Consider the following 24,473-nt stretch of genomic DNA (forward strand, 5'->3'; position numbering starts at 1 on the left):
GTTTATCTAATGAAGAAATTGACTGTCGCAATTTTGTTTGGGGGATGTTCCTCTGAGTATGAAGTATCGCTAAAATCTACGAGTTCGGTGCTGGAGAGCTTGTGTCTGGAAAAGTACGAGGTGATTTTGCTAGGAATTACGAGGGAAGGGCAATGGCTACGATATACCGGCAACATCGAAAGCATTCGGAATGACAGTTGGCATCAAAGTGAGAAGTGTGTGCCAGCCTTTCTCTCTCCTTGCAGACAGGTGCGGGGAATTGTTACACAGGAGAACGGTGCCATGACGGTCACGAAGGTTGATGTGGTATTCCCGATTTTGCATGGCAAAAACGGAGAGGATGGAACGGTGCAAGGGCTGTTGGAGCTCGCCGGAATTCCTTTTGTCGGTTGTCACACGCTATCCTCTGCGATTTGTATGGATAAGGATATCGCCCACACGTTGGCGGAAAGCTCCGGTATCAAAACGCCAAGATCCGTTACCGTTTATCCAAATACGGATCTTGCAACTGTTCAAGCTGCCACCGAACCACTGGGATTTCCTTTGTATGTCAAACCGGCAAAGGCAGGGTCCTCCATTGGGATTACGAAAGCATACAGCCTATCAGAATTGTTCTTCGGGATAGAAAACGCCCTCCAGCATGATGACAAGGTAGTCATTGAAGAAAACATCGCAGGATTTGAGGTGGGCTGCGCGGTACTGGGAAATCGTGAGGTCATTGTGGGGGAAGTGGATGAGATCGAATTGCTCCAAGGCTTCTTCGATTATACTGAAAAGTATTCATTGGAGACTGCCCATATCCATGTCCCAGCAAGAATAGACGAAGAGCTCGCTCATAAAATCAAGCAAACAGCGACCCATCTTTATCAGGTTTTTGGCTGTCGTGGCTTCGCTCGCGTGGATACGTTTGTCACACCAGACGGGGATATCGTGTTTAACGAAGTGAATACGATCCCCGGCTTTACCTCGAAGAGCAGGTATCCAAGCATGCTGCGTGCTGCGGGGATTTCCTATAAGGAGCTTCTTGATACGTTGATTATGCTAGCGTTGGAGGAGGACTAACCGATGACACAACCTCACGTCTTTACGGTTACGTTGAACAGCGACAATCTGCATCACGGTCATCTGATCTTGGTGAATCGCCAGTATCCGATCCGCTGGCAAACAGACGAAGGTATCCTGCTGAACCGCATGCGGCTGATTGATGGAGCGCACAACAATATGATGCTGGAAAACACGGCTGCAAAGATGTTTGCCGAGCTGCTGAAAGCCTGCAACGCAGAGCATTCAATCGTGCCTGTCAGTGGTTTTCGCAGTAAGGCGGAACAAACGGATATTTATGATCAATCCTTGCTCGAAAATGGACAGGTGTTTACCAGTAAATTTGTAGCGCGTCCGAATGAAAGCGAGCATCAGACAGGGCTTGCGATAGATGTAGGGGAGAAAAAGGAAGTAATCGATTTTATTTGCCCTTCTTTTCCCGATCACGGCGTATGCCGAATGTTTCGACAGCGTGCTAGTCAATATGGGTTTATCAAACGCTACGACAAAGACAAAGAACAGCTAACAGGGATTTCGGATGAGCCCTGGCATTTTCGGTATGTGGGCTATCCGCATGCTGTGTTGATGGAAAAGCTTCAGCTTTGTCTGGAAGAGTATATCGAGTATGTGAAAAACTACCAATTCCATCAGGAGCATTTGCGAGTAGATGAGGAGAACATGGAAATCTACTATGTAAAAGCTACCGATACAGTTACGCACATCCCGGTTGTGGCTGGTGAGCGCTACGAAATATCGGGCAACAACGTGGATGGATTTATCATTACGGTATTTCATCAGGAGGCACGTAATGAACGTGGGTAGTGAAAATCAGTATGGCGGGCTGGATCGATTCGGAATCATTGCAGCGATTCTTGTTATCGCCATCCATACTTTTCCACTGCTATCCATAAGTGAATGGGCGGACTTCACACTGAGACAAACAATAGCCAGGGTGGCAGTTCCGTTTTTCTTTATGTGCACAGGATTTTTCTTCATGCAAAAGCTTGGCTCAGATCGCAACAGAAATGCGTCTATGCTAAAGCAGTTTTTATGGAAAGTAGGAAAGCTATATTTGCTTTCGATCCTTCTCTATCTTCCTGTGAATGTGTATGAGGATTTTACGGATGGATTTACTGTATTTACAGCAGTGAAAGACCTCTTGTTTAACGGGACCTTGTATCATCTGTGGTATTTCCCTGGCATCATGCTGGGAGTGTGTATCAGTACTTTTTTATATACGAGACTATCGATATGGAATACGTTTTGGGTGACTTTGCTGCTGTATGGCATCGGGCTATTGGGAGACAGCTACTTTGGCTTGGTGCATTTTACGCTGGTCACAGTACTGTCGTTTGTTCTTTCAGTGCTGGCGATGAAGGCGATCCAGCGCTTTCGAGGTGGGAAACCGGATCAAATCGAGCGAGCATGGGCTGATATCCATCTCCCGCATCTCCAACATAATGTCAGGGAAATCCAGCAGGTTCTCCCCAAGGATTGTGCGATGATGGCAGTCGTCAAGGCGCAGGCATATGGTCACGGCGGATGGCAAATCGCGAGGTTCTTAAACAAGCTTGGGATTGATCACTTCGCCGTGGCCACAATCGATGAAGGAATCGAGTTAAGGGAGAAGGGCGTAAAAGGGGAGATTCTGGTGCTTGGCTATACCGATGAGCGTCGGATACGCCAGATCGCCCGTTTCAAACTGACACAAACCGTAGTAGATGACGAATATGCCCAAACACTGAATGGCTACAACGTGAAAATCCCTGTTCATATCAAGATCGACACGGGGATGGGGAGACTCGGGGAGTCTTGGGAATACACGGAAAAAATCGCGTCCATGTATCGATATAAGCATTTGCAGGTATGCGGTACCTTTACGCATTTGAGTGTGGCTGACAGTTTGGAAGCTTCGGATATCGCATACACGAAAAATCAAATCGACCGTTTCCAAAACGTGATCGATCAGCTGAAAGAAAAGGGGATCGATCCACAGAAGCTGCACGTCCAAAGCAGTTACGGCGTGCTGAATTACGGGGAGCTGCAATACGATTATGCTCGAGTGGGGATCGCTCTCTACGGGATGTTGAGCAAGCAGGGAGACAAGGTAAAAACAAACGTCAACCTACGACCTGTGCTATCACTAAAAGCAAGAGTTGTGCAGGTGAAACAGGTGGAAAAAGGAGCACCCGTTGGCTACGGACGCGCCCACATAGCGCAGAAGGACAGTAAGATTGCCATCGTATCTATCGGATATGCAGATGGGGTTCCGCGCATGCTGTCACAAGTGGGGGCTACCTGCTTGATTAGAGGAAAAAGGCGACCGATTATTGGCTTTGTCTGCATGGATCAGCTCATTGTAGATATTTCAGATATGGAAGAGGTGCAAAGAGGGGAGGTTGTGACCTTTATTGGCAGAGATCAAGAGGAGGAGATCACTGCCGAAGAAATGGCCCAATCGTGTAAAACCATTACGAACGAGCTGGTAAGCCGTTTGGGAGAACGGGTTAAAAGAGTCTATCATGAGTGATCTTTGGACGAAAACGAGTATAGGAGTGGTTCATTTTTTCCATGGCGAAGGGGAGACATAGCTTTCGTTTCAAAATGCTTGGGCTTCTTGGGTTTGGCATGCTTCTGGCCGCTATCGTAACCTATCTGCTCTATAAAGTGCTCCAGTTTTACTATCGGGTGGGGGTTAAGTACGAAGATCCACTCACCCAGGTTCGCTATTTCATCAAGGAGATGGGGGATATCAATTTCTTTTTGATTGTCTTTGCTCCCATTGCGATCTTGTTTTTCTATCTCCTGACCAAACGGTATGCTGGCTACTTTCGGGAGATTTCTACGGGCATTCATTATCTCGCGAGTGGAGACTTTACACGGCATGTCCATATTCCATCCAATGATGAGTTTGCAGAAATCGCCAAGGATATCAATCTAGCAAGCGAAATGCTGCAAAAGGCGGTAGAAAGAGGAGATTTCGCCGAAAGCAGCAAGGATCAGCTTGTTTTGAATCTGGCGCATGATTTGCGTACACCACTGACATCTGTTCTGGGTTATCTGGATCTCATTTTGCAAGATGAGCAGATAACACAAGAACAGATGCGGCATTATGCGACGATTGCTCTTACCAAATCGCATCGATTGGAAAAGCTGATTGATGAGCTCTTCGAAATTACGAGAATGAATTACGGCATGGTTACCATCGAGCAAAAGGCCATTGATTTGAGTGAATTGCTTGTCCAGTTAAATGAGGAGATGTATCCTTCCTTTGAGAAAAATGAGCTCGTCGCGCGGTGTACGGTTGCTGCCCAATTAGTGATCGTGGGAGATGGGGAGCTTTTGGCGCGCGTATTTGAGAATATCCTGACCAACGCGATACGCTACGGGGGAGATGGCCAGTTTATCGATTTGAACGCTTATCGTGAGGGCGATGAAGTGGTTGTGCAAATCATGAATTACGGCGACCAGATACCTGAGGAGGCGCTGCCGCATATTTTTGAAATGTTTTTTACAGGCGACAAAGCGCGAACGCATCAAGGGGGAGGAACAGGACTCGGCTTGTTTATTGCAAAAAATATCGTCGAGAAGCATCGGGGAACGATTTCTGTCCAAAGTGATTTGATTCGTACGTGTTTTGAGGTCAGGCTGCCGTATGGATGAAATGATGGCAAAAATAAAAAATGGAGACGCTTCAATGTCTCCATTTTTTTATTGCATAATTCATTGAGATTTGAAAAATTGGTATAATATTCCTGTATCGAAATGAATTAACTTTGGGGGAGTTATGAATAAATACACATGGACATTGATAGGTGCGGTAATTGTTGCTGGAATATCATTGGCTACTTGGGCTGGGGCCATTAACCAAGGGGATAAGGAAGCACTACAGGCATATAAAAAGATGGAACAGGCACGTAACAAAGAGAACCACCCCTTAAGCAAATCGAGTAGGAATGTAGCCCTGTCGAACTTTTCGATTCAGGGAGCTGTTTTACCAGAAGCGGATAAAATACGTAAATACAACGATACGAATATGCAAGGACTACTATCTTCAACGGATGAAAAACTTTCCTTCATTATGGAAGGGGATGAAGTAAAAGGTATAGTTTTAGCAACAGATACAGAGCCAATCATGGCTGGTGGTGAAAAAACTGGTCCTGAATTGTTTGACCTTTACGAGAACATGAAAAATACACTCGGGGAAGATGTAAACATTACGTACTTTAGTTATTCAGGTGGGTTTATCTTCGTTGCAACTGATAGGGAAGGTGAGGAAAGCTTGTGGCTCGATCGACGTGCTTCTACTTTTTTAGAACTTCCTTCGCACAAGCAACTCAAATCTGAAGAAGTTGTAGAAAAAATTCGAGAAGGTGCGGAATCGGTGGATGAAGAAAAGACAAACGAGCTAGAAATGGGAAGTAAATCTGAATAAAGCGTATAAAGCTAGCTGTTGGCTTTTCACGGAGATAGATGTTCAAGGGCCACTCCAGACAAGGCAGGGAAAAAATAAGAAAGCCGGGTCCCCGCTAGAGGACTCGGCATTTATATCTAAATTCATTATCCGATGAATTCTTGTACCCAGTATCCATTCACAAAGCCTACACCGATTTTGGTGAAGGAAGGATTCATGATGTTTTGACGGTGTCCTTCACTGTTCATCCATTGGTTCATGACTTCCTCAGCGGTGCGTTGACCCATGGCGATGTTCTCACCCGCGGTCCTAGAAGATACAACGAATTGTTTCATCATGTCAAATGGAGAGCCATACGTAGGGCTTGTATGGTCAAAGTAGTTGTTGTTGGACATATCAGCCGCTTTTGCTTGTGCAACTTTGTTCAGGGAAGCATCCAGTTCCACTGGCTTCAGACCTGCTTTTGCACGCTCTTGGTTTACCAAATCAGTTACTTGCTTCCCAACAGAGGAAGCATCCACTTGTTGGTTAGCTTGTTTTACTGGCTGTTGAGCTGGCTGCTGTTGATTCGCTGGTGCTGCGTAAGGTGCTTGCATTTGCGGTTGGACAGGTTGCATATATGGTTGATACCCGTATTGCGGACATGTGGTAGCGGCAGAAGCTGTGTTAGAAAAGCCGGAAAGAACAAATCCCAATCCCAATGTCGCGATTGCAATAGTACCAAGGCGTTTCATATTCACATCGTCTCCTTTTTTTGGCCTACGAGGTTAGTTGACGGATTCGGATTGAGGAAACAACCCTACGCACTTTGGCGATTCACCCCATGCAGATCTCTCATCTGCAAGTAAAAAAGCTCCCCCGCACTTCCATTCGAGAGGAAGTTTCGGCTGTTTTGTTTGGCATGACCTAGAATAACAGAGATTCACCGGTGAAAGAAACCCGTAAAATTTGGTAGGATTAATAAGAATATCTCTTGTTTTATTGAGAGGGTGGAGTTCGACACTCACCAATCCCGCTTACAGTGTCGCCTGTAAAATAGGCCAGTCTAACACTTTATTTTCTCTGAACAATAGAAAAGGGGCTAGGGAACTCATTCCCTAACCCTTTTTTTCATTCATTTCGTTTAAATCAAATTCTCCGGGTTCAAGCCTTCCAGCTCTGGCAACACAAAGCGCCCATCTTTTCTAATAAGCACATCGTCAAACCAGATTTCGCCGCCGCCGTATTCAGGGCGTTGGATTTGGACCAAGTCCCAGTGAACGGAGGAGCGGTTGCCGTTGTCTGCTACTGTGTAAGCATTCCCTGGCGTGAAGTGGAAGCTGCCCGCGATTTTTTCGTCAAACAGGATGTCCAGCATCGGGTGGAGGATGTGCGGGTTGAAGCCGATCGCGAATTCTCCGATATAACGTGCGCCCTCGTCCGTGTCGAGGATGTCGTTCAATGCTTTAGTATTGGAGCTGGTCGCTTCCACGATTTTGCCTTCTTTGAAAGTGAACTGAACATCATTGAAGGTAATGCCGTTGTAGATTGATGCCGCGTTGTAGAAAATCGTTCCTTCCACGGAATCGCGTACAGGAGCGGTGTATACTTCGCCATCCGGGATATTGCGTTTACCGTCACACTTGATGGCATTGATTCCTTTTATGGAGAAGCGCAGGTCCGTTTTTGGACCGACGATGCGTACGCGATCGGTGCGCTCCATCAGCTCTTTCAACGGAGTCATGGCAGCTGACATTTTCGCGTAGTCCAGATTGCAGACGGAGAAGTAGAAGTCCTCAAAGCTCTCGAGACTCATTTTGGACAGCTGTGCCATCGACTTGTTTGGGTAGCGCAGTACAACCCAGCGTTTGTTCGGAACGCGCTCGTTCGTATGTACAGGTTGATACAGGACACGAGCGTAAATGCCCATTTTGTCGTCCGGTACGTCGGCATACTCGTTGATGTTGTCGTAGGCGCGAATGGCGATGTAAGCGTCCATGTCCTTCATCCGGTCATACTCGTATTTTGCCATCAGAGCCATATGTTCTTCGCTCGTGCCTTGATAGAGTGCACGCATGACTTCCTGGTCTTTTAAGGTGACCAAAGGCAGAGCCCCAACTGCAAATGATTCACGCACAAGTGCACGAACGAGTTCAGGTTGCAGGCCTGTATTTTCGATCAGAACTTTTTCGCCTTTTTGCAAATGGAGTGAGTAACGGACGAGACGGCTTGCCAGTTCATTAATGCGTGGATCTGCCATGGTGGTAACCTCCGTAGTAAAATAATTTTGATTAATGATTAATTTGTATTATTACATAACTGAGCGTAGGCTCGCCAGTGTGTTTGATGCTTCCATTACAGGCAAGCCTCGTAGATCGCGATTACATCGGATTCATTCAATTTTCGTGAGCTAGGCAGATACCCGATTCCGCGTCCGCCGATGCGAACCGCTTCCTCAGCCATTTGGACCAGTGATTGTTTGGTCACACCGAAGTCAGACAGACGTTCTGTGATTCCCATACGCTCATACCAACGGCGAACGGCATCAATCGTTGCTCGTGCTGCTTCGCTCTCATTCTCCACCATAACGCCAAAACAATGACGTCCCATACGGGCTAGTCTCTCGGGACGGTCTTGCAATATCACTTGTTCGAAATAAGGAAGGGACAGGATCGCCAGTCCACGACCGTGAGCCATATCGTAGATTCCGCTCAGCGGATGTTCAATTCCGTGCAACGGCATGCCAGCACCGCGACCGCCAGCAGCGAAGGGACTGATGCCCAATGTGCTCGCCCATAAAAGGGTGGATCGTGCTTCAGCGTTGTCTGGTTGCTGGAACGCTGTGATGGAGTGCTCGACGACGAGGCGAATGAGTGTTTCGGAAATCCCGTCCTGAACGTGGGTTCCTTCCGCGCTGATCAAATAGTTTTCAAACAGATGGGAAAAGATATCGGCGCAAGACTCTGCTGTGACGCGAGCCGGAACGGTAAAGGTGACAGACGGATCGAGAATGGCAATCTTCGGGTAAAGTGCTGGACCGTTGATCGAAGATTTTTCATGCGTGTCCCAATGAGTCAGGACGCTGATATGGTTTGCTTCCGAACCAGTAGCGGCTACTGTCGGGACGGTCATGATCGGCAGTGCTTCCTGAACGGGTACCAGTAATTGACCAGAACCGCTCGGATTTCCCCGCATGTAATCGTAAATCGGGCGTCCGGAAACGGCTGCTGCCGCAATCGCTTTGGAGGCATCCATTACGGAGCCGCCACCGATAGCCAGAATGAAGTCACACTGATGCTCACGCGCAAGCGCAGCTCCGGCATCAACCGTTGCCGTACGCGGATTCGGTTCGATTTTGTCAAAAACAAGATACGCCACTTGAGCTTCCTGCAACAGAGCCTTGGCGCGGTCCAAAAGTCCTGTACGTTTGGCAGCATTGCCGCCTGTAACGAGCAATGCTTTTTGGCCTAATGATTTTGCTTCTTGGCCCAAACGTTCCAGTTCGCCTATGCCAAAGTAAATTTTGGTAGGAAAAGACACTTCAAATGGAAACATCTGAAATTCCTTCTTTCACGTATTGGTTATACCACTGACAAGTTTATCTTGAACACTCCCTCCACCTACGCTACTGCTTGGAGGTGGGGGATTCTTGGGTAGTCACTTCTACCGAAGTGAAATGCGCCAAGCTATCCCTGTCGTCCCGACAGTTAAGTTGTGAGACACAACAAACGAAGTCCTTCTCGCTCAATATTGATCGCGGCATTCTCGTCACGGTCATGCTGTGTCCCGCAGTTCGAACATGTCCATTCTCGCAAGTTCAGATTCTTGACATCTTTACTGCGGTTCCCGCAGTTTGGTGTGGAGCAAAGTTGGCTGGAAGGAAATTGTTTACCGACAAAGGAGAGTGTTCGTCCATACCATTCGGCTTTGTATGTCAGCATGGCGCGAAAAGTGGACCATGACGCATCGGCAATACTTTTGGCCAGCTTTTGATTTTTGATCAGGTGGTTTACTTGCAAATCCTCCAAACAGATCACTTTGTTTTCGTGAATCAGTCGGGTGGACAGTTTATGCAGGAAGTCGTTTCGGGTGTTGGCTACTTTTTCATGCAAGATGGCTACTTTTCTTCTCGCTTTTTCGTAATTCTTCCCGCCTTTTTGCCTATGTGAAAGTTTCCTTTGCCATTGGTTCAGTTTCTTTTCATACAGAAGAAAGTACTTGGGATTCCTGATCTTTTCCACAGTGGAAAACGTAGCAAAATCTTTGAGACCCAGGTCAATACCAATGGTTTTCTCTTTTCCAACAGGAATATACGGAGAGTAAGGTACCTCACAAAGCACCGAAACAGAATATTTCCCGCTTGGATTCCGTCTAACCGTTGCATTTAGAATCCGCCCTTCTACCTCTCTGGATTTTGCAAATGTCACCCAGCCAAGCTTCGGCAGTTTGATTTGATTACCGTCGATTCTGATGTTTCCATTCGTATGTTTCGTAGTGTATGACTGGACTCTATTCTTCTTACTTTTAAAACGTGGGACATCATTTTGTTTCTTGAAAAATCGTGAGAAAGCATCTGCGAGGTTGTCGAGGGAAGATTGAAGGGCTGTGCTGTCTACTTCTTGGAGCCAAGGCTGTTCCTTTTTTAACTGCGGTAGTTGAGCAGAACAAGAATGGTAGGTTAACCCCTTGCCTGTTTGTTTGTAGGTTTCGTTCCAACGTGCCAGAAATCGATTGAACACAAACCGACTGCAACCCAATGTTTTCTCGATGAGTACTGCTTGTTCATGATTGGGAAAAATGCGAAACTGAAACGATTTTTTACGTAGCATCATGATTCACCTCCTCCCATGAAAAGTTTACCACAAAAGGAACGTACGTTCTACGAAAGATTGGGGAACAACCAAAAAGCAGAGGTCCTTCCTTCGTAGCGCCGATTCATCCCCCACTTTCGCCAAGCTATGCAAGGCTTAGAAGTGGGAGTCTTCTCGGCTGTTATAATAAAGCTAGTATGAAGGGTATGTAAACGAATGTTAAAGAATGTAGGTGTGAAAATATAATGTAAATCCCGAACGTTTGTCGAAGTCTATTCCAGCATTTTTCGTTGATAAATGCGTATGTTTGTGTTTTAATGTAGTTGAAACGTTCGTGAATTAACCAAAACTCAACCTTTTTGACTGGGAAGGTGACTCCTACGGTGGAAAAACAGGAACAACTCTACGAAGGTAAGGCGAAACGTATTTATCGGACATCTTTGCCTGATCAGTACTGGGTAGAGTACAAAGACGACGCAACAGCATTTAATGGAGAGAAACGGGCGCAAATCACCGGAAAAGGTGAGCTGAACAACCGCATTACGGCAATCTTTTTCACCATGCTGAAGGAGCGGGGCATCGACAACCATTTTGTCCGTCTGCTGTCCGCCACAGAGCAAGTTGTTCGCAAAGTGGAGATTATCCCTTTGGAGGTAGTCGTTCGCAATATCGCAGCAGGCTCATTGGCCAAGCGTCTTGGCATGGAAGAAGGAACAGTGCTTCCGCAGCCCGTTGTCGAGTTTTACTACAAGGATGACGCACTGGGAGATCCATTGGTGAATGCCTCCCATATCAAAGTGTTGGGGATTGCAAGCGAGAGTGACCAGGCGACATTGGAGCGCATGGGTCTTGCTGTAAACGAGGTCCTCGTGCCTTACCTGCGCGAGCGCAACATTACCTTGGTCGATTTCAAACTGGAATTCGGAAAAACAGCGGACGGGGAGATTCTCCTCGCCGATGAAATATCCCCGGATACATGCCGTTTCTGGGATTCAGTAACGAATGAAAAGCTCGACAAAGACCGCTTCCGCCGCGATTTGGGTAATGTGGAGGAAGCTTACAAAGAAATGCTTACGAGACTAGGAGGAGACGTACATGTTTAAAGCTGTTGTTTATGTAACATTGCGCGAGAGTGTTTTGGACCCGCAAGGACACGCTGTAAAAGGTGCTCTGCACACCTTGGGTTTTGATGAAGTAAACAATGCACGCATCGGGAAGTACATGGAGCTGGAATTGAACACTTCTGACCGTGCGCAAGCCGAAGAGCGTGTACGTGAAATGTGCGAAAAGCTGTTGGCCAATACGGTGGTAGAAGACTATCGCTTTGATATCGTGGAGGGCTAAGGATATGCGAGTAGCCGTTATCGTCTTTCCAGGCTCGAACGCCGACGTTGATTTGTTTAACGCAGTTGAAGACGTAATGGGAGTGCCTGTGGATTACGTATGGCATTCCGATACGGATCTTTCTAAATATGATGCGATTCTCTTGCCAGGCGGATTCTCTTATGGAGATTATCTGCGCTGTGGTGCGGTCGCTCGTTTTTCACCCGTCATGGAGCAAGTGGTGAAGGCAGCAGAAGAAGGCAAGCTGATCATGGGAATCTGCAATGGCTTCCAGATTCTGACCGAAGTTGGACTGTTGCCAGGAGCACTCTTGCGTAACCGTTCACTGAAATTCCGTTGCAAGCTATCCGAATTGCGTGTGGAAAACAACGATACCTCCTTTACCCGTGATTTCGCGGCAGGGGAAGTCATCCAAATTCCGATCGCGCATGGCGAAGGAAACTACTACTGTGATGAGGAAACGCTGGCGAAGCTAAAAGCGAACAAACAGATCGTTTTCCGCTATCATGGCGAGAATCCGAATGGTTCTCTGGAAGACATCGCGGGCATTTGCAACGAACGTGGAAACGTACTTGGCATGATGCCTCACCCGGAGCGTGCCGTCCACTCTTGGATGACTTCCGATGACGGACGCCGCATGTTTACCTCGATCCTGAAGACTTGGAGGGAGCAGAACAGTGTCACAACTCACGCATAAAGAACCGACAGCCGAACAAATTGCCGATCAAAAACTGTACAAAGAAATCGGTCTGACTGACGAAGAATATCAGCGTGTCGTAGAAATTCTCGGCCGCAAGCCGAACTGGACGGAGACAGGTCTGTACAGCGTTATGTGGTCGGAGCACTGCTCCTACAAAAACTCCAAGCCTGTCCTGCGTCGTTTCCCGACAAAAGGACCTCGCGTTTTGCAAGGACCTGGGGAAGGTGCGGGTATTGTCGACATCGGAGACAATCAGGCGGTTGTTTTCAAAATCGAAAGCCATAACCACCCATCAGCGATCGAGCCTTATCAAGGGGCTGCGACTGGCGTGGGCGGTATCATCCGTGACGTATTCTCGATGGGCGCACGTCCGATTGCACTGCTCAATTCGCTTCGATTCGGGGAGCTCAAGTCTCCACGCGTCAAATATTTGTTTGAAAATGTAGTAGCTGGTATCGCAGGCTACGGGAACTGCATCGGGATTCCGACTGTGGGTGGCGAAGTGAATTTCGACCCTACGTATGAAGGCAATCCGCTTGTCAACGCCATGTGTGTCGGCTTGATCGACCACGAAAAGATTCAAAAAGGGGTAGCGTCCGGTATCGGCAACCCTGTTATCTACGTTGGTGCAAGCACGGGGCGCGACGGTATTCACGGGGCGACCTTTGCATCCGAGGAGCTCACAGAAGAGTCGGAGAAAAAACGCCCGGCCGTACAAGTCGGCGATCCATTCATGGAAAAGCTCCTGCTGGAAGCGTGCCTGGAGCTGATCGACACGGGTATCGTCGTCGGGATTCAGGACATGGGGGCGGCTGGCTTGACGAGCTCCAGCTCCGAGATGGCATCCAAGGCAGGGAACGGAATCGAAATGAATCTGGACCTCGTGCCACAGCGCGAAGCTGGCATGTCTGCATATGAAATGATGCTGTCTGAGTCTCAGGAGCGTATGCTCGTCGTCGTGGAAAAAGGCAAAGAGGCAGAAGCGATTGCGATTTTTGACAAATGGGGTTTGGCGTCCGCTGTCGTGGGCAAAGTAACCGAAGACAGCAAGCTGCGCTTGTTGCACCAAGGTGAGGTAGTAGCAGAGGTGCCAGTAGACAGCTTGGCTGACGACGCGCCTGTGTACCATCGTCCATCTGCGGTGCCTGCTTACTACGAAGCAAACGCGAATGTAGATGTGTTGGCAGCCATCCAAGAACCGAAAGAACTGAATGGTACGCTGAAAAGCTTGCTGGCTCAGCCAACAGTGGCGAATAAAGCGTGGGTATATGAGCAATACGATCACATCGTGCGTGCAAACACAGCTGTAAAGCCTGGTTCTGACGCTGCTGTTGTCATGGTGCGCGGTACTCGCAAGGCCCTTGCTATGAGTACAGACTGCAACGGTCGCTATGTGTACCTCGATCCAAAAGTGGGCGGTGCCATTGCGGTTGCAGAATCTGCGCGCAACGTCGTCTGCTCCGGTGCAGAGCCGCTGGCGATTACGGACTGCCTGAACTTCGGAAGTCCGGAAAAGCCTGAGGTGTTCTGGCAATTTGAAAAGTCGTGCGAGGGCATGAGCGAAGCGTGCGTAGCACTCGATGCTCCGGTCATCGGCGGAAACGTATCTTTTTACAATGAACGCAGCGGTGACGCGATCTATCCAACCCCAACGGTGGGAATGGTCGGCTTGATCACTGATGTTGACCATATTACGACCCAGGATTTCAAAAACGAAGGCGACGCGATCATCTTGTTGGGCGAGACCTTTGCTGAGCTGGGCGGTAGTGAGTATCAAAAGATGGCTACGGGCAGCATTTCCGGACGTCCTCCACAAATCGATCTGACTAAGGAAGCGGCCGTACAAAAGCTGGTTCTCACAGCGATTCGCCAAGGTCTGGTGAACTCCGCACACGATCTGTCCGAAGGTGGTCTCGGTGTCGCTCTGGCTGAATCTTGCTTCGGCAAAGGCGTCGGTGCGCAGGTGACTCTTACGTCTGAGCTGCGTACTGATGCGCTCTTGTTCAGTGAATCTCAATCTCGCATCTTGCTCAGTGCTTCTGGGGAGCAAGCGGCGGCGATTCTCGCATTGGCAGGTGAACTTGGCGTACCTGCTGAAAACATCGGTACGGTCGGCGGCGATCGTCTGGTAGTGAACGTGAACGGTACAGAAGCGATCAACGCTTCGACTCAAGAGGTGAAAGCAGCCTGGAAGGATGCGATTCCATGTTTGATCGGTTAATCTGGGACAAATTGAATGAAGAATGCGGCGTTTTTGGCATCTACAACCACAAAGAAGCATCCCAATTGACCTATCTGGGTCTGCACGCCCTTCAGCATCGCGGTCAGGAGAGCGCAGGTATCTGCGCCTCCGACGGCGAGAAGTGGTATAAGCACCGCGGAATGGGCCTCGTGTCAGAGGCTTTTGGCAAGGGCGATCTGGAGAAGTTCAGTGGTCATATCGCAATTGGTCATACCCGTTATACGACTGCTGGTTCGAGTAAGATTGAAAACGCCCAACCGCTCTTTTTCCGCTATGCACAAGGCAGCATGGCAGTTGCCCACAACGGGAATCTCGTAAATGCCGCTGTGCTTAGAAAAGAACTGGAAGCAAAGGGCTCCATTTTTCAGACGACCAGCGACACTGAGGTGATCGCACACCTGATCGCCCGCTCTGAGTGCAAGGATTTGCCAGGAGCGGTAAAGGACGCCCTGCAATACATCAAGGGAGCGTATGCGCTTCTCGTCATGAACGAAAAACAGCTCGTGATCGCCCTCGATCCGAATGGCTTGCGTCCGCTGTCACTGGGACGTCTCGGAGATGCGATCACTGTCGCGTCCGAGACTTGTGCGTTCGATATCATTGGCGCGCAGTACTGGCGTGACGTGCAACCGGGCGAGTTGATCGTCATCGACAAGAATGGCATTACCGAAAGCAAGCATACCGAAACGACACAGCGTTCGATTTGTACGTTTGAATACATTTATTTTGCCCGACCAGACAGTGACATCGACGGAATCAACGTCCATATGGCGCGCAAACGTCTGGGTAAGCAGCTAGCATTGGAATCCGCGATTGATGCTGATGTCGTCACAGGTGTACCGGATTCGAGTATCTCTGCTGCTATCGGATTTGCGGAAGCGACTGGAATTCCGTACGAAATCGGCTTGATCAAAAACCGCTATGTCGGACGTACCTTCATTCAGCCGAGTCAGGAGCTGCGTGAGCGCGCTGTCTATCTCAAGCTGTCTGCGGTTCGCAAAGTAGTGGAAGGCAAACGCGTCGTGATGATTGACGACTCCATTGTTCGTGGTACGACGAGTAATCGGATCGTCCGCATGCTGCGTGAGGCTGGCGCCAAAGAAGTGCATGTGCGCATCAGCTCTCCGCCTGTTATGAATTCTTGCTTTTACGGCATAGACACCTCGTCGCGTGAGGAACTGATTGCGTCAACCAAATCCGTTGAGGAAATTCGTCAAATCATTGAGGCTGATTCGCTGTCGTTCTTGTCTATTGAAGGAATGATCGATGCAATTGGCCGCACCGATTCGGCTCCTAATAGAGGACACTGCCTCGCATGCTTTAACGGAGAATATCCGACAGAGATTGAGTTCGAAGAAGCGCTACCTGCGCTCAAATGCTAACCGTGCTACTTATGAACAACCGCTAATACAAGCACCTCTTGCTAGGGGGAGAAACGATGAGTGAAGCATATAAACAAGCTGGCGTAGACATCGATGCGGGCAATGAAGCCGTCGAGCGCATGAAAAAGCACGTTAAAAGAACATTCCGCCCCGAAGTTATGACTGATTTGGGCGGGTTCGGAGCGCTGTTTCGCCTGGATACCAAAAAATACGAGAAACCGATTCTCGTTTCTGGCACAGACGGGGTAGGAACCAAGCTGAAGCTCGCTTTTGCCATGGATAAACACGATACAATCGGCATCGATGCTGTCGCTATGTGCGTCAATGACGTAGTGGTTCAAGGCGCAGAGCCGCTCTTTTTCCTCGATTATCTGGCTGTAGACAAGGTCATTCCGGAAAAAATCGAAGCGATTGTCAAAGGGATCGCGGAAGGCTGCTCCCAGTCCGGCTGCTCGCTGATTGGCGGGGAGACTGCCGAGATGCCTGGCATGTACGCAGAAGGCGAATACGACATCGCAGGCTTTACCGTAGGTGTCGTGGACGAGAGCAAAATGATTACGGGAGCTTCTGTGGCGGCAGGCGATGTACTGATCGGTCTGGCTTCCAGCGGCGTGCACAGCAATGGCTTCTCGCTCGTTCGCAAGGTTCTTTTGGCAGACAAAGGCATGTCCCTGCATGATCATGTTGACGTATTGGGCAAAAAGCTCGGCGAAGAGCTGCTGACGCCGACCCGCATTTATGTGAAGCAAGTGCTATCCGTTCTTGCGTCACATGAAGTGAAAGCTCTGGCCCACATCACAGGCGGCGGCTTTACTGAAAACATTCCACGCGTGCTTCCAGAAGGAATGCAGGCTGTGATCAACGTTGGTTCCTGGCCTGTGCTGCCAATTTTCGAGCTGGTACAAGGGGCGGGGAACATCTCTTACCCGGATATGTACAAAACGTTCAACATGGGCATTGGCATGATGCTTGTCGTGAAGCCGGAAGACGCAGTGAGTGTGATGGAAAAGCTGCAAGAGCTGGGAGAACAGGCATATTTGATCGGAAATATTCAAGCGGGAGAGCGCAAAGTCGTATACAACGGGGTGGAATGGTGAGAAAGCTGGCCATTTTCGCCTCTGGCAGCGGCTCCAACTTTGAAGCGATCGTGCAGGCTGTACAGGACGGCAGGCTTGCAGGTGTAGAAGTTGCCTTACTCGTGTGCGACAAGCCTGGCGCCAAGGTTTTGGAACGGGCAGAGCGTTTAGGAATCGACGCTTTTGTATTTCAACCGAAGGAGTATGCAGACAAGGCTGCTTTTGAGCAGGAAATAGTGGCACAGCTCCAAAAACGCGATATATCGCTGGTTGTGCTGGCAGGCTACATGCGGTTGGTGGGTGACACTCTTTTGTCATCCTACGAAGGAAAAATCATCAATCTGCATCCGTCACTTTTGCCTGCTTTCCCTGGAAAAGACGCGGTTGGTCAGGCACTCGCATACGGGGTAAAGATAACGGGGGTAACGGTACATTTGGTTGATGCCGGCCTGGATACAGGGCCGATCATTGCCCAGATTCCCGTAGCAGTGCAAGAAGCAGATACGGCTGAGACTTTGGCGGCTCGCATCCATGCTGTGGAGCATGAGCTTTTGGTGAAGGTCATTGGCTACTTAGCAGAAGAGAGAGTGAAGCTGGAAGGAAGGCTTGTCCAGCTGACGTGAATCGAGAGAGAAAGCAGTAACCGACATCCTTTTACGATGTCGGTTTTTTGGTCATCCGTTTTAAAAATACTTCTTTCTCCAAAACAGGAGGGCTGTTACGGACGTAATGGCGGTGGACATGATCATAATGATCGTGAATGCGTGCGGATGATCCTGAAAAGGAAGCCCGACGTTCATCCCGTAAAAGGTGCCAATCACCATAGGTAACGTGATGACAATAGTAATGGCGGTCAACAGCTTCAATACGCGATTCAGATTATTGGAGATGACGGAGCCAAAGCCATTCATGATGTTCCCTAAAATGGCGGTATAGATTTCCGTCATTTTGATGGCCTGCTTGGTTTCGATTTTTACTTCTTCCAGCAGCGCCTTATCTTCTTCGTACATTTTCAAATAACTGCCGCTCCGAAGAAGGGAGATCAACAGACTGTTCGTTTCCAGGGACGTCGAAAAATAGACGAGACTTTTCTGCAATTCAAGCAAGGTAAGCAGTTCATTGTTTTTCGTCGATTGCCGCAACGATTTTTCCAGCGTTTCTGTCTGCTTGTTGATTTTTTTCAAGTAATGCAAATAATCATGCGACGTATTCGATAAAATTTGCAGGACGAACCGGTTTCGCATGTGCGTGTGAAAGCTTTTCACTTTTCCTTGGACGAACTCATTCATGACAGCCGTTTCTACCAGACAAACCGTTAAGATATAATCTTCCGTCACCATGATTCCCAATGGAACCGTCGTATAGTTGTCTTTCGTCGCTTCTTTCGTGGAGATCGGAATGTCCACATAGAGCTTCACGCGGTTCCCTTCCTTGTCGATCCGTCCGATTTCTTCGTCATCAAGGGCATCCTGTAAAAAATGAAGGTCAATCGACAACTCCCTGACGACTTGTTGCTTTTCTTGCTCAGAAGGATCGGTCAGATGAATCCAGCAGCCTTTTTCAAATTGTTGCAGTTCTTCTATTTTTCCGAGGGTATTCGTTTTGTAAATGTTCAACATGGTTTTCTCATCCTTTCGCAAAGAAGGATCGGAGGGATACGACCATGTTACGCAAGCATGTCTGCATATAGATACTTACATACACTCGTCCCATAAAAAGGGAGAATGATAAATAAGGTATGGGGAGCATGCCGCAGCGCCACAAGGCCGGAAAATTCTCCGTACACAATCTTGATTGCAGTTATTCATTCCGCAACTTGGACTACTGTCCATTAAAACGTTCCCCCCCCTTTCGAAAATAAAAACCATCTTACTTTCTCGTCCTTCATGCATGTTATTCATGTCCTTTCAGACGGTGTCGGCTTCTAACATGACCGACTCATCCTATTTTGCTACTATTCATCCTCCGCGAATCATGACAAACCAAATCAACTCTTGTGACATACAGTAATAAAGAAGGATATTCCCACAAAGGGAGGGGCCGACTTGAGCGGAGATTTTGTTTCGAACTTGCTCGATAAGCTAAGCCAAAAAACAGGGCGGCAATGGACGCTTAACGATATTATGAAGCTCGCGGAAAAAATGCCGAAGGGCGGAGCCAATGTAGATGCGCTGCTCGATGAGCTGGGAAATATGGGATTCGAAGTGCCAGAGGAGACGAAAGAGCGCGTCAGGGATCGTGTAAAGGACGGCAATTCCATCTCCATGGAAGAGCTAGGGGACTTAATGCCCAAAGAAGTAAAGGCGAAAAGCCGCAAGTCGAAGAAGCCAATCAAGCCAATCAGGGCGACTGCCAAAGGCAAATCAGTCTCTCTGACAGATCGCATCAAAAGGTTATCAGGCAAAGGCAAGAAAAAACGATAATTTCATCAAAGCAAATACAGGTGATGCAGTCGCAAGTGCCGAACAGGCATGGGCGGCTGTGTTTGTTTTCCTGACGAAGTTGTTGATAATAGCGTACAATTATTTTATAATATATAAGTATTGTTCGTGTTTTGGTCGATAGTTACTCATGTTTTCACTAAAATTCAGGAGGTTCTATCCGTGAGTGTGAAAAAAGCGTTGATCAGCGTTTCTGACAAGACAGGATTGATTCCGTTTGCCCGTCGATTGGTAGCCGCCGGGGTACAGATCATATCTACCGGGGGTACGGCTTCTCTTTTAAAAGCAGAGGGAGTTCCCGTCATTGGCATTTCTGAAGTGACTGGATTTCCAGAAATTTTGGACGGTCGCGTCAAAACGTTGCATCCCAATATCCACAGCGGCCTCTTGGCTGTAAGGGACAGTGAAGCACATGTGCAGCAACTAAAAGACCTTGGGATTGAGACCATTGATCTGGTTGTCGTGAACCTTTATCCTTTCAAGGAAACAATAGCGAAGCCAGACGTGACATATGAAGATGCCATTGAGAATATTGATATTGGTGGACCAACAATGCTGCGTTCTGCTGCGAAAAATCACGCGTTTGTCAGTGTAGTGGTCGATGCAGCCGATTATGAAAAAGTAGCAGAAGAAATTGAAGCAAATGGCGATACTACGCTAGAAACCCGTCGTAAGCTGGCAGCAAAAGTTTTCCGTCATACAGCTGCCTATGATGCCTTGATCTCTCGCTATTTGAGTGAGCAGGTGGGTGAACTGCTGCCTGAGAGCTACACCGTGACTTACGAGAAAGCACAGGATTTACGCTATGGGGAAAATCCACACCAACGTGCGGCATTTTACCGTGAGCCGTTATCGGATCAGTTGAGCATCGGGAATGCGAGTCAACTGCAGGGAAAAGAGCTTTCCTATAACAACATCAATGACGCAGACGCAGCGTTGGCGATTGTACGCGAATTCGCTGAACCTGCTGTCGTTGCGATCAAGCACTCCAACCCGTGTGGAGTAGGGATCGGTACTGATATTCGCGCCGCTTACCAAAAAGCGTACGAAGCAGACCCTGTCTCTATTTATGGTGGGATCGTTGCAGCAAATCGCCCGATTGACCGTGACACCGCACTCGCGATGAAAGAGATTTTCTTGGAAATTATTATCGCACCAGACTTCACCGAAGAGGCGTTGGCTGTTCTGGCTGAGAAAAAGAACCTGCGTCTCTTGCGTATTTCTGCGCTGAATGAACCAGCCAAAAAAGTGGACAATCTGTTCCGCGTGGCTCCTGTTGCAGGCGGGGCACTCATTCAAGACTTCGACTACAAGCAGCTCGAAGAAAACGAGATTCAAGTGGTTACAGACCGCAAGCCTTCGGAAGAGGAACTGGCACAGCTGAAATTCGCGTGGAAGGTCGTCAAGCACGTCAAATCGAATGCGATTCTCTTGGCAAAAGACAATATGACGATCGGCGTGGGCGCAGGACAGATGAACCGCGTTGGGGCAGCGAAAATCGCCATCGAGCAAGCAGGTGCATTGGCAAGTGGCTCGGTTATGGCCTCAGATGCGTTTTTCCCGATGGGAGATACCGTGGAAGCGGCAGCCAAAGCAGGGATTACCGCTATCATCCAGCCAGGCGGCTCCATTCGCGACCAAGAATCGATTGATGCTTGCAACCGAGCAGGCATTGCGATGATCTTTACCGGCACGCGTCATTTCAAGCACTAAAAGAGGCTATTCGGGAGTAACTTTCGCTTTTTTAACACGTATGAAAGAGTGGATTACCTCTCACACAGGAGGAAATACGATGAAAATATTAGTGGTCGGTGGCGGCGGTCGAGAACACACGATTGCCTGGAAGCTGTTGCAAAGCTCTAAAGTGACAAAGGTATACTGTGCGCCAGGAAATGGTGGCACCGCCCAAATCTCTCAAAACGTACCGATCGGTGTCCATGATTTTGCTGCACTGGTTCAATTCGTCAAGGATGAGGGAATCGATCTGACTGTCGTTGGCCCAGAAGATCCTTTGCTGGCGGGGATTGTAGACTTTTTCCAGGAGCGCAATCTGCCGATCTATGGCCCGAACCAAAAAGCGGCAATGATCGAGGGAAGCAAGTCTTTTGCGAAAAGTTTAATGAAACGCTACGAGATTCCGACGTCTGCCTATGAATCATTTCTGGATTACGAATCGGCGAGTGCGTATGTGAGAGAGCAGGGCGCTCCTATCGTTGTCAAAGCGGACGGCTTGGCAGCGGGGAAAGGGGTCGTTGTCGCAGAAACGGTGGAGGAAGCGGAAGAGGCACTTCGTCAGATTATGCAAGAAAGCGTCTTTGGTGAAGCGGGAGCGCGCGTGGTCATTGAGGAGTGCATGTTCGGCGAAGAGCTGTCACTGTTGTCTTTCGTCGACGGAGAGACGGTTAAGCCGATGATTACTTCTCAGGATCATAAGCGAATTTTCAATGATGACCGCGGCCCGAATACAGGCGGCATGGGAACGTACGCCCCGGTACCGCAAATGTCTGCTGAGCTGGTGGACGAGATCGTCAAAACGATTGTCCAGCCGATGGCGTCAGGGATGGCCAAGGATGGCATTCCGTTCAAAGGCATTCTCTACACAGGTCTGATGATTACGGAGCAAGGCCCGAAAGTCGTGGAGTTCAATGCGCGTTTTGGCGATCCAGAGACACAAGTGCTCTTGCCGTTGCTCGAAACAGATTTGCTCGATATTTTTGTCGGAACGATCAATGGTGAGCTCGATGCAGTCGATGTGACATGGCAAAAAGGAAGTGCTGTCTGTGTCGTCATGGCAGCGCCGGGTTATCCGGGAGAATATCCAAAGGGTGCGCTGATTCACGGACTGGGTCAGGCAAACGAGGGAGCTACGGTGTTTCACGCAGGTACGAAGGAAACCGAGGAAGGTATCGTTACGAGCGGTGGCCGTGTGCTTGGCGTCGTGGCAACAGGAGCGGATTTGGCGCAAGCGCGTGAGACGGCGTACGCGAAGGTGCAGGGGATCTCGTTTGATGGGGCACAGTATCGCACGGATATTGCGGCACGAGCGATGAAGTATCAGCAAAAGGGATAAAAAAAGATAAGCTGTTCCTTCTGTAGAGATTTCTACTTGGGGAACAGCTTTTTTTAGTTATCACATGCCCACGTTTTCACCCGCGATGGCCGCTTTTTTCGCTTTAGCCGCAGCCACCTGTGAGAGGAAATAAACGATGAGGAACAGCAGCAGGCACGCCGCCGACCAGCGGTACATGACAGAGTAGCTCGAATGTGTCGCGATGACGCCGAGAAGCATAGAGCCGACCGCAATCCCCAGATCGATGGAATTAAAGAACAGTCCATTCGCCATGCCACGTTGCTCAGGTGTGACGACCTTCACCATCCACGCCTGGATAGATGGCTGAATCATGCCATAGCCAAGGCCATAGAAGGCAGCAGAGACGAGAAGCAAGGACTCTGTCGTTGTCAGGGACAGGAGCAAGAGGCTGATCCCGACGAAAATCGCACCGGGAGGCAGGACGGCAATATGCCCTTTGCGATCATAAAGCTTGCCGGAAAACGGACGAATCAGCACCATCGCCAGTGCATTCGTAAGGAAAAACCAGCCGACATTCTCGATGTGGGCTTCTTTTCCATACAAGGCCAAAAAGCTGAGAATCCCGCCATACGTAATGGATAAACAAAAGTTCAGTCCAGCTGGAAGCAGCAGCTTTTTATCATAAAATCGACGAATGCCTGTGACCGTTTGTGTGTTCCCGGACGACACTGGAAGCTGATTGTAGGCACGGATAAAATGCATCAACGGAAAAATAATAGCAACTAACATCACAAGAACCATGAGCATCGATCCGAATCCAAACCCATTCAACACTCCAAGTCCAATCAACGGGCCGAGTGCCATAGCCAAGCTGGTCGATAAGCCGAAATAACCCATGCCTTCGCCGATTCTTCTGGCAGGAATCACATTGGAGACAATCGTCGGAAAGGTCGTGCTGCCCATCCCAAAGCCGATTCCGACCAGGATTCGCAACAGAAGAAAGAACACAATGCTTCCCGCCCAGTAATAGCCTGCGCTAAAAATCGCGACGAATCCAAGTGCTACGATTGCCAAAAGCTTACTGCTTTTCGTTTTCAAAGCTTCCCCGGTAAATACCCTTGCGATCACTGCTGCAAGTGAAAACAAGCTAATTACCAAGCTGACAACAAAATCATTGGCCTGATAAGTTTCCTTCACATAGGCAGGGAATGTTGGGGTCTGCATTTGAACGGTGAGAAACAACAACAAATTGCATACAGTTAACAGGACGAAATCTCTCGTCCACAGTCTCTCTCTACTCTCTCCCAATGCTGTCACTCCTAGTCTGTCGTTTTTCTATTGATGTTCTCGTTAATCTCCAGCAAGATTTCCCGTAAGAAGGCCAGCTTTTCAGGAGAGATCCCTTCCAATATGTCCGCAACGGCCTGAGCCTCTACAGGAATCGCCTGCTCCAGCCATTCCCGTCCTTTCGGGGAAAGGGTAATGATGTAAGCGCGGCGGTCTTGTTCGCTCAATGTCTTTTCGATAAAGCCTTTTTTGGCGAGTGTGTCTAAAATGCGTGTCATGGAAGGCTGATCCTTCGCAGAGCGCTGAGCCAGCTCTTTTTGATTGATACCCTCTTCCTCTCGTAGCCGATAAAGGACGGCAAACTGCTCCGTGGTCAAATCAAACTCCTTTAAAAAAAGGGAAACATAATGAATCATTCTCCGGTATGTATTTCCAATGAGAAATCCAACCGGTTCTTTTTGCCAATGATCGATCAGGGGAATAACCCTCTTTCGTTCAAAAATACTTGCAATGACAATTATATGTACAACAATTAGTTTTGTAAATGGAAAAAACCGCCCAATGACAGGCGGTTGGTGGCTTCTCCTTTACTGACGATATCTCCCTCTCTTTCGCGAGGTGCGAAAGAAGTAATAGCCCATTACGCCGATGACGCCAATGATCGTGGCAATAACAAAGAAGTTATGGGACATCCATTCATACATCTGGGAGCCGACAAGCATATG

The 24,473-nt window shown here is 48.7% G+C and carries 23 protein-coding genes and 1 riboswitch; of the genes, 15 read left to right on the plus strand and 8 right to left on the minus strand.

Features of this window, described 5'->3' with window-relative positions:
* Window positions 1-9: 9 nt before the first annotated feature.
* The 5 genes from vanG to HP570_RS19785 all read left to right on the plus strand — a co-directional run bounded on the left by vanG (window position 10) and on the right by HP570_RS19785 (window position 5,476).
* Window positions 10-1,062, plus strand: a complete 1,053-nt coding sequence (gene vanG / locus HP570_RS19765; RefSeq protein WP_173626849.1) for a D-alanine--D-serine ligase VanG — start codon at window positions 10-12, stop codon at window positions 1,060-1,062.
* Between the two features lie 3 nt (window positions 1,063-1,065).
* Window positions 1,066-1,863, plus strand: a complete 798-nt coding sequence (locus HP570_RS19770) for a M15 family metallopeptidase (protein ID WP_173626850.1) — start codon at window positions 1,066-1,068, stop codon at window positions 1,861-1,863.
* Entirely contained in the window at window positions 1,850-3,571 is a 1,722-nt protein-coding gene (gene vanT / locus HP570_RS19775) for a serine racemase VanT catalytic subunit (protein WP_173626851.1), read from the plus strand. The genes HP570_RS19770 and vanT overlap by 14 nt, the downstream gene beginning before the upstream one ends.
* 41 nt (window positions 3,572-3,612) lie before the next feature.
* Window positions 3,613-4,704, plus strand: a complete 1,092-nt coding sequence (locus HP570_RS19780; RefSeq protein WP_173626852.1) for a sensor histidine kinase — start codon at window positions 3,613-3,615, stop codon at window positions 4,702-4,704.
* Between the two features lie 124 nt (window positions 4,705-4,828).
* A complete protein-coding gene (locus HP570_RS19785) occupies window positions 4,829-5,476 on the plus strand; it encodes a hypothetical protein (protein WP_173626853.1) in 648 nt (215 codons plus the stop codon).
* Window positions 5,477-5,601: 125 nt separating this feature from the next.
* Here HP570_RS19785 and HP570_RS19790 read toward each other — a convergent pair whose 3' ends face one another.
* From HP570_RS19790 to tnpB, 4 genes are all read right to left on the minus strand, one after another.
* Entirely contained in the window at window positions 5,602-6,189 is a 588-nt protein-coding gene (locus HP570_RS19790) for a CAP domain-containing protein (RefSeq protein ID WP_173626854.1), read from the minus strand.
* A 7-nt stretch (window positions 6,190-6,196) separates the two neighbouring features.
* A riboswitch (cyclic di-AMP (ydaO/yuaA leader) is annotated at window positions 6,197-6,354 on the minus strand.
* Between the two features lie 224 nt (window positions 6,355-6,578).
* Entirely contained in the window at window positions 6,579-7,694 is a 1,116-nt protein-coding gene (locus tag HP570_RS19795; protein WP_012684337.1) for an aminopeptidase, read from the minus strand.
* 95 nt (window positions 7,695-7,789) lie between these two features.
* Window positions 7,790-8,989 carry an iron-containing alcohol dehydrogenase gene (locus HP570_RS19800; protein WP_173626855.1) on the minus strand — a complete coding sequence of 400 codons (1,200 nt, stop codon included), beginning with the start codon at window positions 8,987-8,989 and terminating at the stop codon, window positions 7,790-7,792.
* A gap of 152 nt (window positions 8,990-9,141) precedes the next feature.
* Window positions 9,142-10,266 carry an IS200/IS605 family element RNA-guided endonuclease TnpB gene (gene tnpB, locus HP570_RS19805; protein ID WP_173626856.1) on the minus strand — a complete coding sequence of 375 codons (1,125 nt, stop codon included), beginning with the start codon at window positions 10,264-10,266 and terminating at the stop codon, window positions 9,142-9,144.
* 362 nt (window positions 10,267-10,628) lie between these two features.
* On the opposite strand from tnpB, the gene purC reads away from it, so the two are divergent.
* The 7 genes from purC to purN are packed head-to-tail and all read left to right on the plus strand — an operon-like array spanning window position 10,629 to window position 17,612.
* Window positions 10,629-11,348, plus strand: a complete 720-nt coding sequence (purC, locus tag HP570_RS19810; protein WP_012684340.1) for a phosphoribosylaminoimidazolesuccinocarboxamide synthase — start codon at window positions 10,629-10,631, stop codon at window positions 11,346-11,348.
* Window positions 11,341-11,589: a phosphoribosylformylglycinamidine synthase subunit PurS gene (gene purS / locus HP570_RS19815; protein WP_007717324.1), complete on the plus strand. Its 249-nt coding sequence runs from the start codon at window positions 11,341-11,343 to the stop codon at window positions 11,587-11,589. Before purC ends, purS begins: the two co-directional genes overlap by 8 nt.
* A 4-nt stretch (window positions 11,590-11,593) precedes the next feature.
* Window positions 11,594-12,286 carry a phosphoribosylformylglycinamidine synthase subunit PurQ gene (gene purQ / locus HP570_RS19820; RefSeq protein WP_172141848.1) on the plus strand — a complete coding sequence of 231 codons (693 nt, stop codon included), beginning with the start codon at window positions 11,594-11,596 and terminating at the stop codon, window positions 12,284-12,286.
* Window positions 12,267-14,510 carry a phosphoribosylformylglycinamidine synthase subunit PurL gene (purL, locus tag HP570_RS19825; RefSeq protein WP_173626857.1) on the plus strand — a complete coding sequence of 748 codons (2,244 nt, stop codon included), beginning with the start codon at window positions 12,267-12,269 and terminating at the stop codon, window positions 14,508-14,510. Before purQ ends, purL begins: the two co-directional genes overlap by 20 nt.
* Window positions 14,495-15,913: an amidophosphoribosyltransferase gene (gene purF, locus HP570_RS19830; protein ID WP_173626858.1), complete on the plus strand. Its 1,419-nt coding sequence runs from the start codon at window positions 14,495-14,497 to the stop codon at window positions 15,911-15,913. The genes purL and purF overlap by 16 nt, the downstream gene beginning before the upstream one ends.
* Before the next feature lie 56 nt (window positions 15,914-15,969).
* The gene (gene purM / locus HP570_RS19835; protein ID WP_173626859.1) at window positions 15,970-17,010 is read left to right on the plus strand and encodes a phosphoribosylformylglycinamidine cyclo-ligase; all 1,041 of its coding nucleotides are present in this window, start codon (window positions 15,970-15,972) and stop codon (window positions 17,008-17,010) included.
* Entirely contained in the window at window positions 17,004-17,612 is a 609-nt protein-coding gene (purN, locus tag HP570_RS19840) for a phosphoribosylglycinamide formyltransferase (protein ID WP_064201859.1), read from the plus strand. The genes purM and purN overlap by 7 nt, the downstream gene beginning before the upstream one ends.
* A gap of 60 nt (window positions 17,613-17,672) precedes the next feature.
* On the opposite strand, the gene HP570_RS19845 is transcribed toward purN, so the two are convergent.
* Window positions 17,673-18,608, minus strand: coding sequence for a magnesium transporter CorA family protein (locus HP570_RS19845; RefSeq protein WP_173626860.1), 936 nt, complete (start codon window positions 18,606-18,608; stop codon window positions 17,673-17,675).
* A 426-nt stretch (window positions 18,609-19,034) separates the two neighbouring features.
* On the opposite strand from HP570_RS19845, the gene HP570_RS19850 reads away from it, so the two are divergent.
* The 3 genes from HP570_RS19850 to purD all read left to right on the plus strand — a co-directional run bounded on the left by HP570_RS19850 (window position 19,035) and on the right by purD (window position 22,500).
* On the plus strand, window positions 19,035-19,412 hold the full coding sequence (locus tag HP570_RS19850) for a hypothetical protein (RefSeq protein WP_173607206.1): 378 nt from the start codon (window positions 19,035-19,037) through the stop codon (window positions 19,410-19,412).
* Window positions 19,413-19,592: 180 nt separating this feature from the next.
* Window positions 19,593-21,143 (plus strand): bifunctional phosphoribosylaminoimidazolecarboxamide formyltransferase/IMP cyclohydrolase, encoded by a 1,551-nt coding sequence (gene purH / locus HP570_RS19855; RefSeq protein WP_173626861.1) that lies wholly within the window; start codon window positions 19,593-19,595, stop codon window positions 21,141-21,143.
* 79 nt (window positions 21,144-21,222) lie between these two features.
* Window positions 21,223-22,500 (plus strand): phosphoribosylamine--glycine ligase, encoded by a 1,278-nt coding sequence (gene purD, locus HP570_RS19860; protein WP_173626862.1) that lies wholly within the window; start codon window positions 21,223-21,225, stop codon window positions 22,498-22,500.
* 60 nt (window positions 22,501-22,560) lie between these two features.
* On the opposite strand, the gene HP570_RS19865 is transcribed toward purD, so the two are convergent.
* From HP570_RS19865 to HP570_RS29825, 3 genes are all read right to left on the minus strand, one after another.
* Complete coding sequence (locus HP570_RS19865; protein ID WP_173626863.1) at window positions 22,561-23,769, minus strand: MFS transporter; 1,209 nt, start codon at window positions 23,767-23,769, stop codon at window positions 22,561-22,563.
* A gap of 11 nt (window positions 23,770-23,780) precedes the next feature.
* Entirely contained in the window at window positions 23,781-24,164 is a 384-nt protein-coding gene (locus HP570_RS19870) for a MarR family winged helix-turn-helix transcriptional regulator (RefSeq protein WP_012684352.1), read from the minus strand.
* Between the two features lie 171 nt (window positions 24,165-24,335).
* A complete protein-coding gene (locus tag HP570_RS29825; RefSeq protein WP_012684353.1) occupies window positions 24,336-24,470 on the minus strand; it encodes an EYxxD motif small membrane protein in 135 nt (44 codons plus the stop codon).
* Window positions 24,471-24,473: the final 3 nt, after the last annotated feature.

The sequence above is a fragment of the Brevibacillus sp. RS1.1 genome (assembly GCF_013284365.1).
GTDB lineage: Bacteria > Bacillota > Bacilli > Brevibacillales > Brevibacillaceae > Brevibacillus > Brevibacillus brevis_D.

Excerpts from the sequence above, each read along its gene's own strand:
- vanG (WP_173626849.1), top strand. The coding sequence starts at position 10 with ATGAAGAAATTGACTGTCGCAATTTTGTTTGGGGGATGTTCCTCTGAG.
- HP570_RS19770 (WP_173626850.1), top strand. The coding sequence starts at position 1,066 with ATGACACAACCTCACGTCTTTACGGTTACGTTGAACAGCGACAATCTG.
- vanT (WP_173626851.1), top strand. The coding sequence starts at position 1,850 with ATGAACGTGGGTAGTGAAAATCAGTATGGCGGGCTGGATCGATTCGGA.
- HP570_RS19780 (WP_173626852.1), top strand. The coding sequence starts at position 3,613 with ATGGCGAAGGGGAGACATAGCTTTCGTTTCAAAATGCTTGGGCTTCTT.
- HP570_RS19785 (WP_173626853.1), top strand. The coding sequence starts at position 4,829 with ATGAATAAATACACATGGACATTGATAGGTGCGGTAATTGTTGCTGGA.
- HP570_RS19790 (WP_173626854.1), bottom strand. The coding sequence starts at position 6,189 with ATGAAACGCCTTGGTACTATTGCAATCGCGACATTGGGATTGGGATTT.
- HP570_RS19795 (WP_012684337.1), bottom strand. The coding sequence starts at position 7,694 with ATGGCAGATCCACGCATTAATGAACTGGCAAGCCGTCTCGTCCGTTAC.
- HP570_RS19800 (WP_173626855.1), bottom strand. The coding sequence starts at position 8,989 with ATGTTTCCATTTGAAGTGTCTTTTCCTACCAAAATTTACTTTGGCATA.
- tnpB (WP_173626856.1), bottom strand. The coding sequence starts at position 10,266 with ATGATGCTACGTAAAAAATCGTTTCAGTTTCGCATTTTTCCCAATCAT.
- purS (WP_007717324.1), top strand. The coding sequence starts at position 11,341 with ATGTTTAAAGCTGTTGTTTATGTAACATTGCGCGAGAGTGTTTTGGAC.
- purQ (WP_172141848.1), top strand. The coding sequence starts at position 11,594 with ATGCGAGTAGCCGTTATCGTCTTTCCAGGCTCGAACGCCGACGTTGAT.
- purF (WP_173626858.1), top strand. The coding sequence starts at position 14,495 with ATGTTTGATCGGTTAATCTGGGACAAATTGAATGAAGAATGCGGCGTT.
- purM (WP_173626859.1), top strand. The coding sequence starts at position 15,970 with ATGAGTGAAGCATATAAACAAGCTGGCGTAGACATCGATGCGGGCAAT.
- purN (WP_064201859.1), top strand. The coding sequence starts at position 17,004 with ATGGTGAGAAAGCTGGCCATTTTCGCCTCTGGCAGCGGCTCCAACTTT.
- HP570_RS19845 (WP_173626860.1), bottom strand. The coding sequence starts at position 18,608 with ATGTTGAACATTTACAAAACGAATACCCTCGGAAAAATAGAAGAACTG.
- purD (WP_173626862.1), top strand. The coding sequence starts at position 21,223 with ATGAAAATATTAGTGGTCGGTGGCGGCGGTCGAGAACACACGATTGCC.
- HP570_RS19870 (WP_012684352.1), bottom strand. The coding sequence starts at position 24,164 with ATGATTCATTATGTTTCCCTTTTTTTAAAGGAGTTTGATTTGACCACG.
- HP570_RS29825 (WP_012684353.1), bottom strand. The coding sequence starts at position 24,470 with ATGCTTGTCGGCTCCCAGATGTATGAATGGATGTCCCATAACTTCTTT.